Consider the following 14961-nt stretch of genomic DNA (forward strand, 5'->3'; position numbering starts at 1 on the left):
CCTCCCAGTGCTACCCCCACCCCTCCCTCCGCCGATCTTGCACTTTCTGTCGCAGATATGCCCGATTGGAGCGTAATGCGGGGACAGAAAGTGCAAGATCGGCGCGGGAGGGCGGAGGGCGGGAGGGCGGAGGGCGGAGGGCTGTGGGCGGAGGGCTAGTCGCAGCCGTAGCCGTCGTTGTCGCGGTCCAGGTCGTAGATGTCGGTGCCGATGACTTTGACGGTCCCGCGGACGTAGGCGGGTCCGTTTCCGGAGCCAGGAAGGCAGTCCACGTCGCTGGCGATCGGGACGCAGGGGCTGTAGTTCGGGTCGCAGTTCGACTTCTTCTTGGTGCCGACGGCTACCACCTCGGTCACCGGTTGCTTCGTCACGGTGGACTTGACCAGCTTCTTACCGGTCTGCACGCCGTCGGTGGTGGTCACCTGGTAGGTCAGCGTGCGGACGCCGTCGACGCCCTTGGTGCGGACGACCCGCTTGCCTTCGGCCAGGGACGCGTCCTTGACGGTGCGCTCGCCGTGCCGGATCGCGGCCCGCTCCGTCACGGTCGTCACCCGCACCACGGGCGAGGGTGCGGCACTGGAGGGGGTGGGCGCCGGCGTGGCGGAGGGCGCGGCCTCCGGTGACTGCGACTGCGCGGGAGCCTCCTGCGTGGCCTCGGCGGGGGCGGCCACGATGGGTCGCTGCGCCTCTTCGGCCGCCGTGCCGGTGCGCTTGGGTTCCGGCTCGCCGCCCAGCGCGCTGACGATGGCGGTGCCGGCGCAGCAGAGCAGCAGGACGGAGAGCGCCACCGAGCCGAGGATCACGGCGACGCGGCGGCCTGGGCTGGCGCGGCGGAACCAGTTCGGGGCGGCGGGCGGCTGAGGTCCGGGGCCGTACGGCGGTGGGTACGCAGGCCCGGTCGGTGGTTGCATCGTCACGACGATGAGTGTCGTCGCAAGTACTACCGGAAATATCCACCGTCGCGCCCGTCACCTGCGCCGTTCGCTCCGGTAGGGATGATCGAGGGGACGCGGTGGGCACCGTCGACCGGGCGTGCGGCGCGACGAGCCGGCAGATCGGTTGACCTCTCGGGCCGGCTGGTCGGGGCCGATCGTGCAGCCTCCTATCGGGACAAGACGGCGCATCACACCGAATATCCGGCGGGGGCGGGGCAAGGTGCACGGCGATGCCCGGCATTCCACGCCGACGTGTCGGGATGCCGTCAGCAGGCGCGGATCAGCTCTCCCGCATCCCCCACGGTGAGCCGTAGGCGGTGAGCAGGTCGAGGAAGGGGACCGGGGGCAGCGCCTCCGGCCCGAGCACCCCCACACCGGTCCACGCTCCGGTGGCGAGCAGTTCCAGCGCCACCACCGGGTTGACCGCGGTCTGCCAGACGACCGCCTGGTGGCCGTACTCGCGCATCGACCATTCGTTGTCGACCACGTGGTAGAGGTACACCTCCCGGGGCTTCCCGTCCGGGCCCAGGCCACGCACCCAGGTGCCGGCGCAGGTCTTGCCGCGCATCCGCTCGCCGAGGGTGGCCGGGTCGGGCAGGCAGGCGGCGACCACGTCGCGCGGGGACACGTCGGCGCCGCGCACCCGGACCGGGGAGACGCCGTCCAGGCCGAGCTTGTGCAGCGTCCTGAGCACGTCGATGAATTCGTCGCCGAGGCCGTACTTGAAGGTGACCCGGCGGGCCTTGACCCAGCGCGGGATGAGCAGCACTTCCTCGTGCTCCACGTTGACGCACTCGACCGGCCCGATCCCCTCCGGGAAGTCGAAGACCTCGGGCTCACTGAACGGCTCGGTCGTGTACCACCCCCGGTCGGCCTCCCAGACCACCGGCGGGTTGAGGCACTCCTCGATGGTGGTCCAGATGGAGAACGAGGGCGCGAAGTCGTAGCCGTCGACGGTCAGGTTCGCCCCGTCCCGGACGCCGATCTCGTCGATCTCGCTGAACAGCTCGTCGGCGGCGTACCGGGCGAAGATGTCGGACAGGCCGGGCTCGATGCCGATGCCGCCGAGCGCGAGCCGGCCGGCCTCCTCCCAGGCGGGGGCGGCGGCGAACTGTTCGTCGCCCAGCTTCACCCCGGTCCGCGCGTGCGGCTGCGACGGGTGCGGGCGGGACAGCGACATCGCCATGTCGAGGTAGTCCGCGCCGGCCGCGAACGCGCCGTCGAAGATGGGCATGACGAAGCGCGGGTCGACGGCGTTGAGCACGTGGGTGATCCGGTGCTCGCGGCACAGCGCGGTGACCGCGTCGGCCGAGGAGGCGTCCACCTGGGCGGCGACGAAACGGTCGCCGTGCCCGGCCACCGCGCGGGCGGCGCGGTCCGGGTCATGGTCGGCGACCACGATCGTCTCGAAGAAGGAGCGTCGGGCGGCGATGGCTACGGCGGCGGAGCCGACGCCACCGGCGCCGACGAGCAGGACACGCATCAGGAATCAAACCCCAAACCAAGACGATCGAGAGTACGGAGCCACAGGTCGCGTCTGCCCTCATGCGCATCGGCGCGGGCCATCGACCGGCGGGTGAGATTGATGCCGACCGCGCGGACGGGTTCCGGCGGGAACGGCAGGGGCTTGCGGCGGACCAGGTCGAGCCGGGTCAGCGGGGTGTCCCCGCCGGCCAGCAGGTCGAGCAGCACCCGGGCGGAGAAGCGGGTGGCCCCGACGCCGAGGCCGGTGTAGCCGGCCGCGTAGGCGAGTCGACCGCCGAACGCGGTGCCGTAGAACGGGCAGAACCGGGTGCAGGTGTCGATGACGCCGCCCCAGCGGTGGCTGAAGCGCACGTCGGCGAGCTGCGGGAACGTGGTGAAGAAGTGCTGGGCGAGGGTGGTGAAGGTGGCTGGGTTCTGCTCCAGCTTGGGGGCGACCCGGTTGCCGTAGTGGTAGACGGCGTCGTAGCCGCCGAAGAGGATCCGCCCGTCGCGGGTGATCCGGTAGTAGTGGAACTGGTTGCCGGTGTCGGCCAGCCCCTGCCGGTTGCGCCAGCCGATCGCGTCGCGCTGCGCCAGGCTGAGCGGCTCGGTCATCAGCACGTGGTCGTAGACGGGCACCACGTACGCGCGCAATCGGCGCAGCAGCGGCGGAAACGCGTTGGTGGTCAGCACGACCCGGCGGGCGCGTACCGAGCCGGGCGCGTTGCCGGGCCCGCCGACCGTCGACGCGCGCAGGGCCGGGCCGTCGGCGCGCAGCCCGGTGACCCGGGTGTGCTCGTGCACGCGTACGCCCAGGTCGAGGCAGGCCCGGCGCAGCCCCCACGCCAGCTTCGCCGGGTCCACCATGGCGACCCGGTCGGCGTCGAGCATGCCGCCCAGGTACGTCGGCGAGTTCACCTCGGCGCGTACCTCGTCGGTGTCGAGCAGCCGCACCCGGTGGCCGTACCGGCGGGCCAGCTCGGCGTCGGCGACCAACCCGTCGAGCTGGTACGGCTCGACGGCGACGGCCAGTTCGCCGGTGCGCTCGAAGTCGCAGTCGATGTCGAACTCCGCGACGGTGGCGGCGATCGCGTCCAGGTTGGCGCGGCCGAGGCGTTCCAGCTCGCCGATCTCGCCGGGGAACCTGTCGACGCCGTTGGCCAGGCCGTGGGTGAGCGAGGCGGCACAGAACCCGCCGTTGCGCCCGGAGGCGGCCCACCCGCAGGTCCCGGCGTCGACGAGCAGCACGTCCCGGTCCGGCTCGGCCCGCTTGGCCTCCAAGGCGGCCCAGAGCCCGCCGTACCCGCCGCCGATCACCAGCAGGTCGGCGGTCTGCGCGCCGGTGAGCGGCGCCACCGGGTCGGGGCGCTCCGGGCGGTCCAGCCAGTACGGCACGGGCGCCGCGTCGGCCAGCGCCCGACCGGTATGCGGGACGGTCATGACTGCGACCCGGTCAAACGGCAGGCATGCGGGAGGGTCATGACTGTCGCCCGGTCGGACGGCCCGCATCAAGGGCGGTCATGACGAGCGACGCGGTTGCGGCACCGGGCCGGCCAGCAGCGCGGCGCGACGGGCCCGCCTCCCGCGCAGCGAGCTGAGCCCGACCAGCAGCAGCGCGATCGCGAACATCGCGGTGCCGATGACGTTCACCTGCGGCGGGATGCCCCGCTGGGCGGCGCCCCAGACGTACATGGGGAAGGTGACTGTCGTGCCGGCGTTGAAGTTCGTGATGATGAAGTCGTCGAAGCTCAACGAGAACGCCAGCAGCGCGGCGGCCACGATGCCCGGCAGCACCAGTGGCAGCGTGATCCGCCGGAAGGTCTGCCACTCGTTGGCGTAGAGGTCCATGGCGGCCTCCTCCAGCCGCCGGTCCATTCCGGCGAGCCGCGCCTTGACCGTGACCACCACGAACGACACGCAGAACATCACGTGCGCGATGACGATGGTCCAGAAGCCCTGCGGCACCCCGGCCGAGACGAACAGGGCCAGCAGCGACGTGCCCATCACCAGCTCCGGGGTGGCCATCGGCAGGAAGATCAGCACGTTGACGCCGGCCCGGCCGCGGAAGCGGTGCCGGACCAGCGCGAACGCCATCAGGGTGCCGAGCACGGTGGCGACCACCGTGGCGATGAACCCGATCTGCACGCTGCGCACGACCGCGTCGCACATGTCGGAGGTGGCGCAGGGCTGCCGCCAGTTGTCCAGTGTGAACTCGTTGAAGTCGTACGACAGGCGGCTCGACGGGCGGTTGAACGACAGCCCGGCCACCACCAGGATCGGCAGCGCCAGGTAGCCGAGCACCAGCAGCGCCACGATCATCACCCAGCGATCCGCCAACCAGCGCGACACTCGCATCAGAGCCTGCCTTCATTCGCGACTGCGGGGCTCCGCTGCGCTGCACTCCTCGCGCTCATCAGAGAACCTCCTCCGTGCCGGCCCTGCGCAGGTAGCCGAAGACCACCGCGAGGATCGCCGCCATCAGCAGGAACGACAGCGCGGCGCCCTGCGGGTAGTCCAGCCGGACCAGGAACGCCGAGTCGATGACGTTGCCGATCATGTATTCGTTCGGGGTGCCGAGCAGTTCGGCGTTGATGTAGTCGCCGCTGGCCGGGATGAAGAACAGCAGCGTGCCGGCGACCAGACCGGGCATGGACAACGGCAGGGTCACCCGGCGGAACGCCTGGACGCCGCTCGCGTACAGGTCGCTCGCCGCCTCCAACAGCCGGGGGTCCAGCCGCTCCAGGCTCGCGTACAGGGGCAGCACCAGAAACGGCAGGAAGTTGTACGTCAGGCCGAGCACCACCGCGAACGGCGTGGCCAGCAGCCGCCCGTCCGGCGCGAGCAGGTGCACGTCCCGCAGCAGGCCGACGAGCGCGCCGTTGTCCGACAGGATCGTCTTCCAGGCCAGCGTGCGGACCAGGAAGCTGGTGAACATCGGCGCGACCACGCACACCAGCAGCAGGTTCTTCCACCGGCCCGCCTTCTGCGCGATGGCGTACGCCAGTGGGTAGCCGAGCAGCAGCGCCAGCACCAGGGCCAGTCCGGCGTAGCCGAACGAGCGCAGCAGCTGCGGCCAGTACGCCTGCACGACGTCCGGATAGTTGCCGAACGCCCACGTCATCGCGTACCCGGTGGAGAGCGAGCCGCTGGGGTCGTAGAGGCTCGCCGCGGCGAGCTGCAGCAGCGGCACGCCGAAGAACACCAGCAGCCAGACCGCGCCGGGCAGCAGCAACAGGTACGGCAGGAGCCGGTGCCGCCCGGATCGGCCGGCCGGTGGTGGAGGCGCCGGCTGCCCCGGTCTGGTGGGGGCCAGGAGGGTCATGACGACGCGCCCACCGGCTCGTCGAGCACCGGCGTGGTCCGGTCGGTGTCGGCGGCGTCGCGCGCCAGCAGGAACGCGTGGCGTGGATCCCAGTACGCCACGGCCTCGCTGCCCACCGGCACCGGCACCTGGGCGCCGTCGTTCGCCGCGAACACCGACAGCTCGGTGCCCCAACCGGTGCGCAGCAGGTACTGCGTGCTGACCCCCACGTAGGAGGCGTCGGTGACCACACCGGTGAGGTGCTGGTGTCCTCGGGGGACCTGGTCGGCGGAGCCGACCAGATGCAGCTTCTCCGGGCGTACCCCCAGGTGGACCGGACCCCGGTCGGCGCGCGACCGGCCGGCGGGCACCGAGAAGCGCGCGCCGTGCGCCGTCACCGCGACCTCGCCGCCGCTCGTGCCGGCGGCCTCGCCGGCGAGCAGGTTGGACTGGCCGAGGAAGTTCGCCACGAACGCGGTGGCCGGGAACTCGTAGAGGTCGGCCGGGGCGCCCTGCTGTTCGATCCGGCCGGCGTTCATCACCGCGACGGTGTCGGCCATGGTCATGGCCTCCTCCTGGTCGTGGGTGACGTGCACGAACGTGATGCCAACCTCGGTCTGGATGCGCTTCAGCTCGATCTGCATCTGCCGGCGCAGCTTGAGGTCGAGCGCGCCCAACGGCTCGTCGAGCAGCAGCACCTGCGGCTGGTTGATCAGAGCGCGGGCCAGCGCGACCCGCTGCTGCTGGCCACCGGAGAGCTGGGCCGGGCGGCGGGGGCCGAAGCCGTCGAGCTGCACCAGCGACAGCATCCGCCGGACCTGGTCGTCGACCGAGCGGATGCCGCGCCGCCGCAGCCCGAAGGCCACGTTCTCGAAGATGGTGAGGTGCGGAAAGAGCGCGTAGCTCTGGAAGACCGTGTTGACCGGCCGCTTGTACGGCCGCAGCCGGGCGATGTCGGTGTCGCCGAGCAGCACCTGGCCGCTGGTCGGCTCCTCCAGCCCGGCGATCATGCGCAGCGTGGTGGTCTTGCCGCAGCCGGACGCGCCGAGCAGCGCGAAGAACGAGCCCTGGCCGATCGTCAGGCTGAGGTCGTCGACGGCGGTGAAGATGCCGAACCGCTTGGTGAGGTCGGCCAGGCGCAGGTCGCCTGCGGGTGTCTCGCGCGCCATCGGAGTCACGCCCCGATGACCTGCTGGAACTTACCCTCGTACTCCTTCTCCTGCTTTTCGTCCAGGGCCATGAACACCTTGGACTTCGCCAGCAGCGCGTCGTCGGGGAAGATCAGCGGGTTGGCGGCCAGGTCCGGGTCGATCTTCTCCATCTCGGCCTGGGCGCCCTTGACCGGGCAGATGTAGTTGACGTACGCGGCGAGCTTCGCCGCGACCGCCGGCTCGTAGTAGTAGTTGATCAGCGCTTCGGCGTTGCCCTTGTGGGTGGCCTTGTTCGGGACCATCATGTTGTCGCTGTAGAGCATCGCGCCGGAGTCCGGCGCGACGAACTGCACCTTTTCGTTCTCACTGGAGAGCTGGATGACATCCCCGGACCAGCCGATGCACGCGGCGATGTCGCCCTTGGCCAGGTCGGGTGCGTAGTCGTTGCCGGTGAACTTGCGGATCTGCCCGGAGTCGACTGCCTTCTTGAGCTTGTTGAGCGCGTCGTCGAACTGGGCGGCGGTGAAGTTCGACGGGTCGTGCCCGTTCGAGCCGAGCAGCAGACCCATCGTGTCGCGCATCTCGCTGAGCGCCGTCACCTTGCCCTTGAGGTCGGGGCGGGTCAGCAGCTCGTCGACCGTGCGCAGCTCCTTGGTGACGCTGCCGTTGAACGCCAACCCGGCCAGGCCGGACTGCCACGGGATCGAGATCCGGTTCTCGGTGTCGAACGAGCGGTTGAGCAGCGACGGCAGCAGGTTCGCCTGGACGTTCGGGATCTTTGCCGCGTCGAGCTTCTGGATCCAGCCGAGCCGGATCATCCGCGCGGCCATCCAGTCGGTCAGCACGATGATGTCCCGGTCGGTGCTCTGGCAGGCGGCCAGCTGGTTCTGCACCTTGCCGAAGAACTCGTTGTTGTCGTTGATGTCCTCGGTGTAGGTGACCTGGATGCCGGTCTTCGTGATGAACTCGTCCAGGCTCGGCCGCTTCGACTCGTCCTTCTCGTCGACGTCCATGTACTGCGGCCAGTTGGAGAAGGCCAGCTTCTTCTCGGTGCCGGACAGGTCCTCGCTGACGCAGCCGGCCTCGGTCTGCTGGGCGCCCTTGGTGCCGCAGCCGGCGAGACTGCCGCCCGCAGCGAGCAGGGCGGCCGATCCGAGAGTGCCGGTGAGCAGTCCACGCCGGGAAAGGGGCCGGAGGGGAGTACGCATGACGACTCCTAGGGGGTCATCGTCGGCGGGCGGGACGGGGGAGGCGCGCGCCGGCGGGAATGTCGGGAGGGTCAAGTACCAGGGACGACTGATCCTGACATGAGACACCCTCTCTCACAAGGGATTCCGTTGCGGGGTTAGCGATGCACGACGAAATACGCCAGACTGCGCGGGGACACACGCACGACATCACGATTCGGGACATGGGGAGCGCACGATGACGAACCGGCAGCACGAGAGCGGCAACGGCGGTCGACGCGTCGCCGTACGTGAAGGCGCCAATCACGCTCTGCTGGACGACGTGGCCAAGCAGATCATCGAACAGCTCCAGGAGGACGGCCGGCGGCCGTACGCGACGATCGGCAAGGCCGTCGGCCTGTCCGAGGCGGCGGTCCGCCAGCGGGTCCAGCGGCTCCTCGACTCGGGCGTCATGCAGATCGTCGCGGTGACCGATCCGCTCCAGCTCGGCTTCCCCCGCCAGGCGATGATCGGGCTGCGCACCGACGGCGACCTGGAGGCGGTGGCCGACCGGCTGGCCGAGCTGGACGAGGTCGACTACGTGGTCATCACGGCCGGATCGTTCGACCTGCTCACCGAGGTGGTCTGCCGCAACGACGACCACCTGCTGGAGATCCTGCAACGGCTGCGCGCGGTGCCCGGCGTGCTCGCCACCGAGGCGTTCGTGTACCTCAAGCTGCGCAAGCAGACCTACACCTGGGGTACGGCCTGACGCACCGCCCTGCCGGCGCTCGTCGGCGCTTGATCGACTCGGCGCTTGATCGACTCGGCTTTCAGGAAGTCGGGGTGTCCGGGTGGCCCTGATGCCCCGGTTTCCGTGAACCCGAGTGGATCAGCGGCCTGCTGCGCCCACCGTGCCTGCCGCGCCGACGAACGACGCCCAGGCGGTCGGGGCGAAGATCAGGGTGCCACCGTCGCGGTCCTTGCTGTCCCGCACCAGCACCCGGCCGGGCAGGTTGTCGGCCACCTCGACGCAGTCACCGCCGTTGTTGCTGCTGCGGGTCGAGGTGCGCCAACGGGCGTCGGTCATGTCCATGTCGTGGCCACTTCCCTGATCAGCTCGATCGACCGGCGTTGGGGCAGCGCCTCACCGGCGACGCTCTCCCACCTGCGTCCCAGGCTAGCGACGTCGAGAGGATCGGTCACGATCTGACCGCGGAGCTGGTTGTCGAGATACGCCAATTCCGTCCCGTCGGGCAGGCGGCCCAGCACGAACGGCCCGGCGAGGCCGGTGTGCCACGGGCTCTCGGCGGGGATGACCCGGACCTGCCCGTGCTCCCACTCGGCAGCCGAGGCGAGGTGCCGGAGCTGCCCGGCCATCACCGACCCGTCGCCGACCGGCCGGCGCAGCACCACCTCGTCGATCACCGCTACGAGCTGGGGTGGGGCATCGCGGCAGAGGACCGCCTGCCGGTCGATCCGGCTCGCCACGATCTGGTCCACTTCGGAGACTGGGACCAGCCCGCCCGTGTTCAGGACCGCCCGGGCGTACCCCTCGGTCTGAAGCAGGCCCGGCACGAGCAGCGGTTGATAGGAGCGGATCGAGGTCGCGTCCTGTTCCAGCTCAGCCCACGGCCGGAACCACGGCAGGTCCCGGCGGCGGAACGGCTCCGGCCAGAGGTCGGCGGCGTCGCGGCGTAGGACCTCCGCCACCGCGATGCGGGTACGCGGGTGCGGAATGCGCCCCGCGGCGAGCCACCGCGCCGCCGTCTTGGGGTCGACGCCGACCTTCTCGGCCAGCGACTCGACCGTCTCCCCCGCCTCGGCCATCGCCACCCGCAACGCCTCGTTCGCCATTCGGATCCTCCCGCCCGCCGGACACACACCACAACTCCGCTCGGTACGGAGCGCCCAGCCACGTCATGCCCGCTGCGCCGCCCCGCTCGGTAGAGAGCAGCGCCCCGCTCGGGTGCTGAGCCGCCCCGCGTGGAGCAAGCTGTGCCGCCCCGCTCGGCACACGCTGCGGCGCACGATAGCCACGCTGAGTGTCGATGTCTCCGGCCTACCGGCGTGTTGCGGTGGGACGTGTTGGCGTGCATCCAGGACGCCCACCGAGCGCCCCCGAGGTGTCCCACCAGCGTCCCGACGCTCACCTCGCACCGCCCCTGCCGATGATCCACTCGACGTCGCCGAAATCGCGGTATCAACCACGCCCCGATGGCACAACATCGGCGAACTGGAGTGGATCAACCGTGCGGCGCGGGGCGAACGGTGGCGCGCGGGGCGAACGGCGGCGCAGGTCAGGCGCGTGCCCCACATCTGGGGCAGCTCGACAGGACTGGAACCCCATACCGGCAGGTCACGCAGCGATGCGAAATCCGTTGCCGAGACTGCAACCGCTCGCTGATTCCGTCGTGCCTGGCCCATCACGCCACTGATACCACTTGCCTATGAGCCCAAGACTGTGCGATAACCGTTGGCAGAGCGGCCGGCTTCACCCTTTGACCGGCCCGACGACCGATGGGGCTGACATGGCCAACGCCACCGACCACCTCTGGATGCACTTCACCCGGATGGCGAGCTACTCCGCCAGCGAGGTGCCGACAATCGTGCGCGGCGAGGGCGCGTACGTGTGGGACGCGCAGGGCCGCCGCTACCTCGACGGGCTCGCCGGGCTGTTCGTCGTCAACGCCGGTCACGGTCGCACCGAGCTGGCCGAGGCCGCCGCCAAGCAGGCCGGCGAGTTGGCGTACTTCCCGCTCTGGTCGTACGCGCACCCGAAGGCCGTCGAGCTGGCCGAGAAGATCGCCTCGCTCACCCCCGGCGACCTGAACCGGGTCTTCTTCACCACCGGCGGCTCCGAGGCCGTCGAGGCGGCGTGGAAGCTGGCCCGGGCCTACTTCAAGCGCACCGGTCAGCCCAACAAGTACAAGGTGATCAGCCGGTACATCGCCTACCACGGCACCTCGATGGGCGCGCTGTCGATCACCGGTCTGCCCGGCATCAAGAGCGACTTCGAGCCGCTGGTGCCCGGCGCGATCAAGGTGCCGAACACCAACTTCTACCGGGCACCCGAGCACGGCGACGACGCGGAGGCGTTCGGCCGCTGGGCCGCCGACGAGATCGGCCGGGCCATCGAGCGGGAGGGGCCGGACACGGTCGCCGCGGTCTTCCTGGAGCCCGTGCAGAACTCCGGCGGCTGCTTCCCACCCCCGCCCGGCTACTTCGAGCGGGTCCGGGAGATCTGCGACGCGTACGACGTGCTGCTCGTCTCCGACGAGGTGATCTGTTCGTGGGGTCGGCTCGGCGAGTACTTCGGCGCCGTCCGCTACGGCTACCAGCCGGACATCATCACCACCGCCAAGGGCATCACCTCGGGGTACGCCCCGCTCGGCGCGATGATCGCCAGCGACCGGCTGATGGAGCCGTTCCTCACCGAGACGGGCATGTTCGCCCACGGGGTGACGTTCGGCGGCCACCCCGTCTCCTGCGCGGTGGCCCTGGCCAACCTGGAGGTCTTCGCCCGTGAGGACCTCGTCGGGCACGTACGCGCCAACGAGGCCGCGTTCCGGGCCACCCTGGAGAAGCTGTACGACCTGCCGATCGTCGGCGACGTGCGGGGCGACGGCTACTTCTACGGCATCGAGCTGGTCAAGGACAAGACGACCCGGGAGACGTTCGACGAGGCCGAGTCGGAGCGGCTGCTGCGTGGTTTCCTGTCGACCGCGCTGTTCCAGGCCGGCCTCTACTGCCGGGCCGACGACCGGGGCGACCCCGTCATCCAGCTCGCCCCGCCGCTGATCGCCGAGCAGCAGCACTTCGACGAGATCGAGCAGATCCTGCGCACGGTGCTGACCGAGGCGTGGTCGCGGCTCTGACCATGCGCTACGAGGACCTGTCGTACTGGCTGTCCACCCTGGACGAGCCGCTGACCCCTCGACCCGCGCTGCCCGGCGACACGGACGCCGACGTGGTGATCGTGGGCGCCGGCTACACCGGGCTGTGGACGGCGTACCACCTGGCCCGGGCCGATCCGACGCTGCGGGTCGTCGTCCTGGAGCGGGAGATCGCGGGGTACGGGGCGTCGGGGCGCAACGGCGGCTGGTGCTCGGCGCTCTTTCCCACGTCACTGACCGGGCTGGCCCGCCGGCACGGCCGCGACGCGGCTGTCGCCATGCAACGGGCGCTGCACGACACCGTCCGTGCCGTGGGCCGGGTGGTCGCGGCGGAGGGCATCGACTGCGACTGGGCCGACGGCGGCACCGTCACGCTCGCCCGCACCGGCCCGCAGCTCGCCCGGGCCCGGGCCGCCGTGGATGAGGCCCGCGCGTTCGGCTTCGGCGCCGAACACCTGGCGCTCCTCGACGCCGACGAGGCCGCGGCCCGGTGCGGCGCCGAGGGGGTACGCGGTGGGACGTACACCCCGCACTGCGCGACAGTGCACCCGGCGAAGCTGGTGCGTGCTCTGGCGCGGGCGGTGGAACGCCTCGGGGTGCGGATCCACGAGCAGACCACGGTGACCGCGATCCGGGCCGGCGCGGCTCGCACCCCGTCGGGGACGGTCCGGGCGTCGGTGGTGGTGCGGGCCACCGAGGGGTACACGCCCATGCTGCCCGGCCTGCGGCGCACGGTGGCGCCGGTGTACTCGCTGATGGTGGCCACCGAGCCGCTGCCGGCACAGACCTGGGAGCGGATCGGCCTGGCGGATCGGGAGACGTTCTCCGACCACCGGCACGTGATCATCTACGGCCAGCGGACGGCGGACGGTCGGCTGGCCTTCGGCGGGCGCGGCGCTCCGTACCATTTCGGGTCCCGGGTCTCTCCCGGCCAGGACCGGGAGCCACGGGTCTTCGCGGCGCTGCGACGGACCCTGGGCGAGTTGTTTCCGGTGCTCGGGCCGGACGTCCCGGTGACCCACGCCTGGGGCGGTCCGCTCGGGGTGGCCCGGGACTGGGCCGCCTCGGTCGGCTTCGACCGGGCCAGCGGGCTGGCCTGGGCGGGCGGCTACGTCGGGGACGGGGTGGGCGCCAGCAACCTCGCCGGCCGCACCCTGGCCGACCTGATCCGCGGCCAGCGCAGCGAGCTGACGGGCCTGCCCTGGGTCAACCACCGCTCCCCCGGGTGGGAGCCGGAACCCCTGCGCTGGCTGGCGATGAACGCGGCCCTGCGCGTCATGACCAGCGCCGACGCCAAGGAGAACCGGACCGAGCGACCTTCCCGCCGCGCCAGGACACTCTCCCGCCTCCTGGGGCAGTGACCGGGTTCAGTGGTTCGGGGGGATCACCCGGAGGTGGCCCCGGCGGCCCGTCTGGTGGGGGCCTTCCGGGTGGGCCTGGTCGGGCTCCGGAGGGCGGGGCGCCGGGCGGGCGGCCTCGCGAACCGCCTCGGCGAGCGCCACCAGGTCGTCGGTGGTGGGCGGGGGCGGCTCGAACTCGCCCTCGTGCCGCACCACGTCCCAGCCGCGCGGAGCGGTGAGGCTGCGGGCGTGCTGCTCACACAGGTCGTACGTGTGCGGCTCGGCGAACGCCGCCAACGGGCCCACCACTGCTGTCGACTCGTTGTAGACATAGGTCAATGTGGCGACCGCTTGCCGGGGGCAGCCGTTACGGGAGCAGCGCCGTGGTGACCTCACGGCGGCAGGGTATCTCCATTACCGGGTCCGGCGCATCGCTTCGCGTTGCGACACGCCCGTCGTGGTGATCACAATTCCCGGTTCGGGTCGCGCCGCGCCAGAGGAGTGCCGCTGCCGCTGGCCTGCCCGGCACGGGGACTACCCTTTGCCTCATGACGAGCCCGGAACACCGCCGCCCCGGCTCCGGCCGGCGTGCGCACCGCGACCGGCACGGGCGTGGCCTGCGCGGGCGTCTGGTGCCGGCGACCGTGCCGTTGGCGCGGACCAAGGCCGAGGTCTTCGACGACCTGGTGCTGGACACCGTCGAGACGTTGGAACGGCGGTTCGCCAAGGAGCTGGCCGGTGTCGAGTTCGCCGTCGAGGACGTCCCACCGGACCTGAACGTCTACGACTCCGACGTGCTGGAGGACGGCGAGGTGCCGCTGGCCCGGCTGCTGCCCGGCCGCCCCGGCCGCCAGGAGGTGCCGCCGCGCATCGTGTTGTACCGGCGACCGTTGGAGTTCCGTGCCATGGACCGCGAGGATCTGGCCGACCTCGTCCACGACGTGATCATCCAACAGGTGGCGAACCTGCTCGGGGTCGATCCCGACGAGCTGGCCTGAGCCGTACGCGCCAGCGAACCGCGCGCCCGTACGACGGCTGAGCCGGGCGGCCCCCACCGCCCCGACCCTGCACCGCTCAGGCGGCCCGCCGCTTCAACTTGCGTCGCTCCCGCTCGGAGAGCCCACCCCAGATGCCGAACCGCTCGTCGTGGCCGAGAGCGTATTCGAGGCATTCGGTCTTGACCTCGCAGCGCGAGCAGATTCGCTTCGCCTCGCGGGTCGAGCCGCCCTTCTCGGGAAAGAACGCCTCGGGGTCGGTCTGCGAGCACAAGGCCCGCTCCTGCCACTCCGGCGCGTTTCCGAGCAGGTCGGCCACCTCAAGCTGGCCGTCCATCAAATGCCTCCTTGTCGCGCACCGGCGTCATCGCCGCTGCAACCCCCCACGCGAAAGGCGTGCTTGTCCGTCCGGTCCCTTTTGTTGCGTTCCGTGCGAACAACCCCATTCAAATTACACGCGTGTAATGCGTGCGCCGTCAAGCCAAACTTGATAATGGAGTCGCCCTCCCGACACCCCTGGTCGGCCACCAGGACCGTCCCAGCCTCGCAACCTGCCCTATCGATTCAGACCCCGGCCGAGTAACGCCCTCTCCGGCGAGTTGCCCGACTTTTCTGCCGTGGCGCTCCCCCCGACGGGAGACCGCCAGCCCCCTCTCGCAAAGCTGATCTTGGTGGGGGACAGGTTAACGCGGCGCGGCGCAGACCGCCCGTCG

The 14961-nt window shown here is 70.9% G+C and carries 15 protein-coding genes; 4 read left to right on the forward strand and 11 right to left on the reverse strand.

Annotated elements, in window-relative coordinates:
• Window positions 1-155: 155 nt before the first annotated feature.
• The 7 genes from AB0B39_RS02085 to AB0B39_RS02115 form a co-directional block, all read right to left on the reverse strand.
• On the reverse strand, window positions 156-911 hold the full coding sequence (locus tag AB0B39_RS02085; RefSeq protein ID WP_357573760.1) for a G5 domain-containing protein: 756 nt from the start codon (window positions 909-911) through the stop codon (window positions 156-158).
• Window positions 912-1215: 304 nt separating this feature from the next.
• Window positions 1216-2418 (reverse strand): saccharopine dehydrogenase C-terminal domain-containing protein, encoded by a 1203-nt coding sequence (locus AB0B39_RS02090; RefSeq protein ID WP_357573275.1) that lies wholly within the window; start codon window positions 2416-2418, stop codon window positions 1216-1218.
• Window positions 2418-3839: an FAD-dependent oxidoreductase gene (locus AB0B39_RS02095; RefSeq protein WP_357573276.1), complete on the reverse strand. Its 1422-nt coding sequence runs from the start codon at window positions 3837-3839 to the stop codon at window positions 2418-2420. The genes AB0B39_RS02090 and AB0B39_RS02095 overlap by 1 nt, the downstream gene beginning before the upstream one ends.
• Before the next feature lie 78 nt (window positions 3840-3917).
• Window positions 3918-4754 carry an ABC transporter permease gene (locus tag AB0B39_RS02100; RefSeq protein ID WP_357493760.1) on the reverse strand — a complete coding sequence of 279 codons (837 nt, stop codon included), beginning with the start codon at window positions 4752-4754 and terminating at the stop codon, window positions 3918-3920.
• 58 nt (window positions 4755-4812) lie between these two features.
• The gene (locus AB0B39_RS02105) at window positions 4813-5721 is read right to left on the reverse strand and encodes an ABC transporter permease (protein ID WP_357573277.1); all 909 of its coding nucleotides are present in this window, start codon (window positions 5719-5721) and stop codon (window positions 4813-4815) included.
• A complete protein-coding gene (locus tag AB0B39_RS02110; protein WP_357573278.1) occupies window positions 5718-6869 on the reverse strand; it encodes an ABC transporter ATP-binding protein in 1152 nt (383 codons plus the stop codon). Before AB0B39_RS02110 ends, AB0B39_RS02105 begins: the two co-directional genes overlap by 4 nt.
• Window positions 6870-6874: 5 nt before the next feature.
• Entirely contained in the window at window positions 6875-8059 is a 1185-nt protein-coding gene (locus AB0B39_RS02115) for a spermidine/putrescine ABC transporter substrate-binding protein (protein ID WP_234587738.1), read from the reverse strand.
• Between the two features lie 217 nt (window positions 8060-8276).
• Here AB0B39_RS02115 and AB0B39_RS02120 point away from each other — a divergent pair, with 217 nt between their 5' ends.
• Window positions 8277-8789: an Lrp/AsnC family transcriptional regulator gene (locus AB0B39_RS02120; protein ID WP_139584073.1), complete on the forward strand. Its 513-nt coding sequence runs from the start codon at window positions 8277-8279 to the stop codon at window positions 8787-8789.
• Between the two features lie 120 nt (window positions 8790-8909).
• On the opposite strand, the gene AB0B39_RS02125 is transcribed toward AB0B39_RS02120, so the two are convergent.
• Together AB0B39_RS02125 and AB0B39_RS02130 are read right to left on the reverse strand one after the other, a co-directional pair.
• A complete protein-coding gene (locus tag AB0B39_RS02125; protein ID WP_357573279.1) occupies window positions 8910-9113 on the reverse strand; it encodes a DUF397 domain-containing protein in 204 nt (67 codons plus the stop codon).
• Complete coding sequence (locus tag AB0B39_RS02130) at window positions 9104-9874, reverse strand: helix-turn-helix transcriptional regulator (RefSeq protein ID WP_357573280.1); 771 nt, start codon at window positions 9872-9874, stop codon at window positions 9104-9106. Before AB0B39_RS02130 ends, AB0B39_RS02125 begins: the two co-directional genes overlap by 10 nt.
• A gap of 674 nt (window positions 9875-10548) precedes the next feature.
• On the opposite strand from AB0B39_RS02130, the gene AB0B39_RS02135 reads away from it, so the two are divergent.
• Window positions 10549-11895: an aspartate aminotransferase family protein gene (locus AB0B39_RS02135; protein ID WP_357573281.1), complete on the forward strand. Its 1347-nt coding sequence runs from the start codon at window positions 10549-10551 to the stop codon at window positions 11893-11895.
• A 2-nt stretch (window positions 11896-11897) separates the two neighbouring features.
• A complete protein-coding gene (locus tag AB0B39_RS02140) occupies window positions 11898-13274 on the forward strand; it encodes an FAD-binding oxidoreductase (protein ID WP_357573761.1) in 1377 nt (458 codons plus the stop codon).
• Window positions 13275-13280: 6 nt separating this feature from the next.
• Here the strand turns inward: AB0B39_RS02140 and AB0B39_RS02145 are convergent, their stop codons facing one another.
• Window positions 13281-13649: a DUF3499 domain-containing protein gene (locus AB0B39_RS02145; protein ID WP_234587740.1), complete on the reverse strand. Its 369-nt coding sequence runs from the start codon at window positions 13647-13649 to the stop codon at window positions 13281-13283.
• A gap of 152 nt (window positions 13650-13801) precedes the next feature.
• Here AB0B39_RS02145 and AB0B39_RS02150 point away from each other — a divergent pair, with 152 nt between their 5' ends.
• A complete protein-coding gene (locus AB0B39_RS02150) occupies window positions 13802-14251 on the forward strand; it encodes a metallopeptidase family protein (RefSeq protein WP_357573282.1) in 450 nt (149 codons plus the stop codon).
• Between the two features lie 76 nt (window positions 14252-14327).
• Here AB0B39_RS02150 and AB0B39_RS02155 read toward each other — a convergent pair whose 3' ends face one another.
• Window positions 14328-14585: a WhiB family transcriptional regulator gene (locus AB0B39_RS02155; protein ID WP_007455784.1), complete on the reverse strand. Its 258-nt coding sequence runs from the start codon at window positions 14583-14585 to the stop codon at window positions 14328-14330.
• Window positions 14586-14961 lie beyond the last annotated feature (376 nt).

The organism is Micromonospora sp. NPDC049114 (assembly GCF_040648635.1).
GTDB lineage: Bacteria > Actinomycetota > Actinomycetes > Mycobacteriales > Micromonosporaceae > Micromonospora.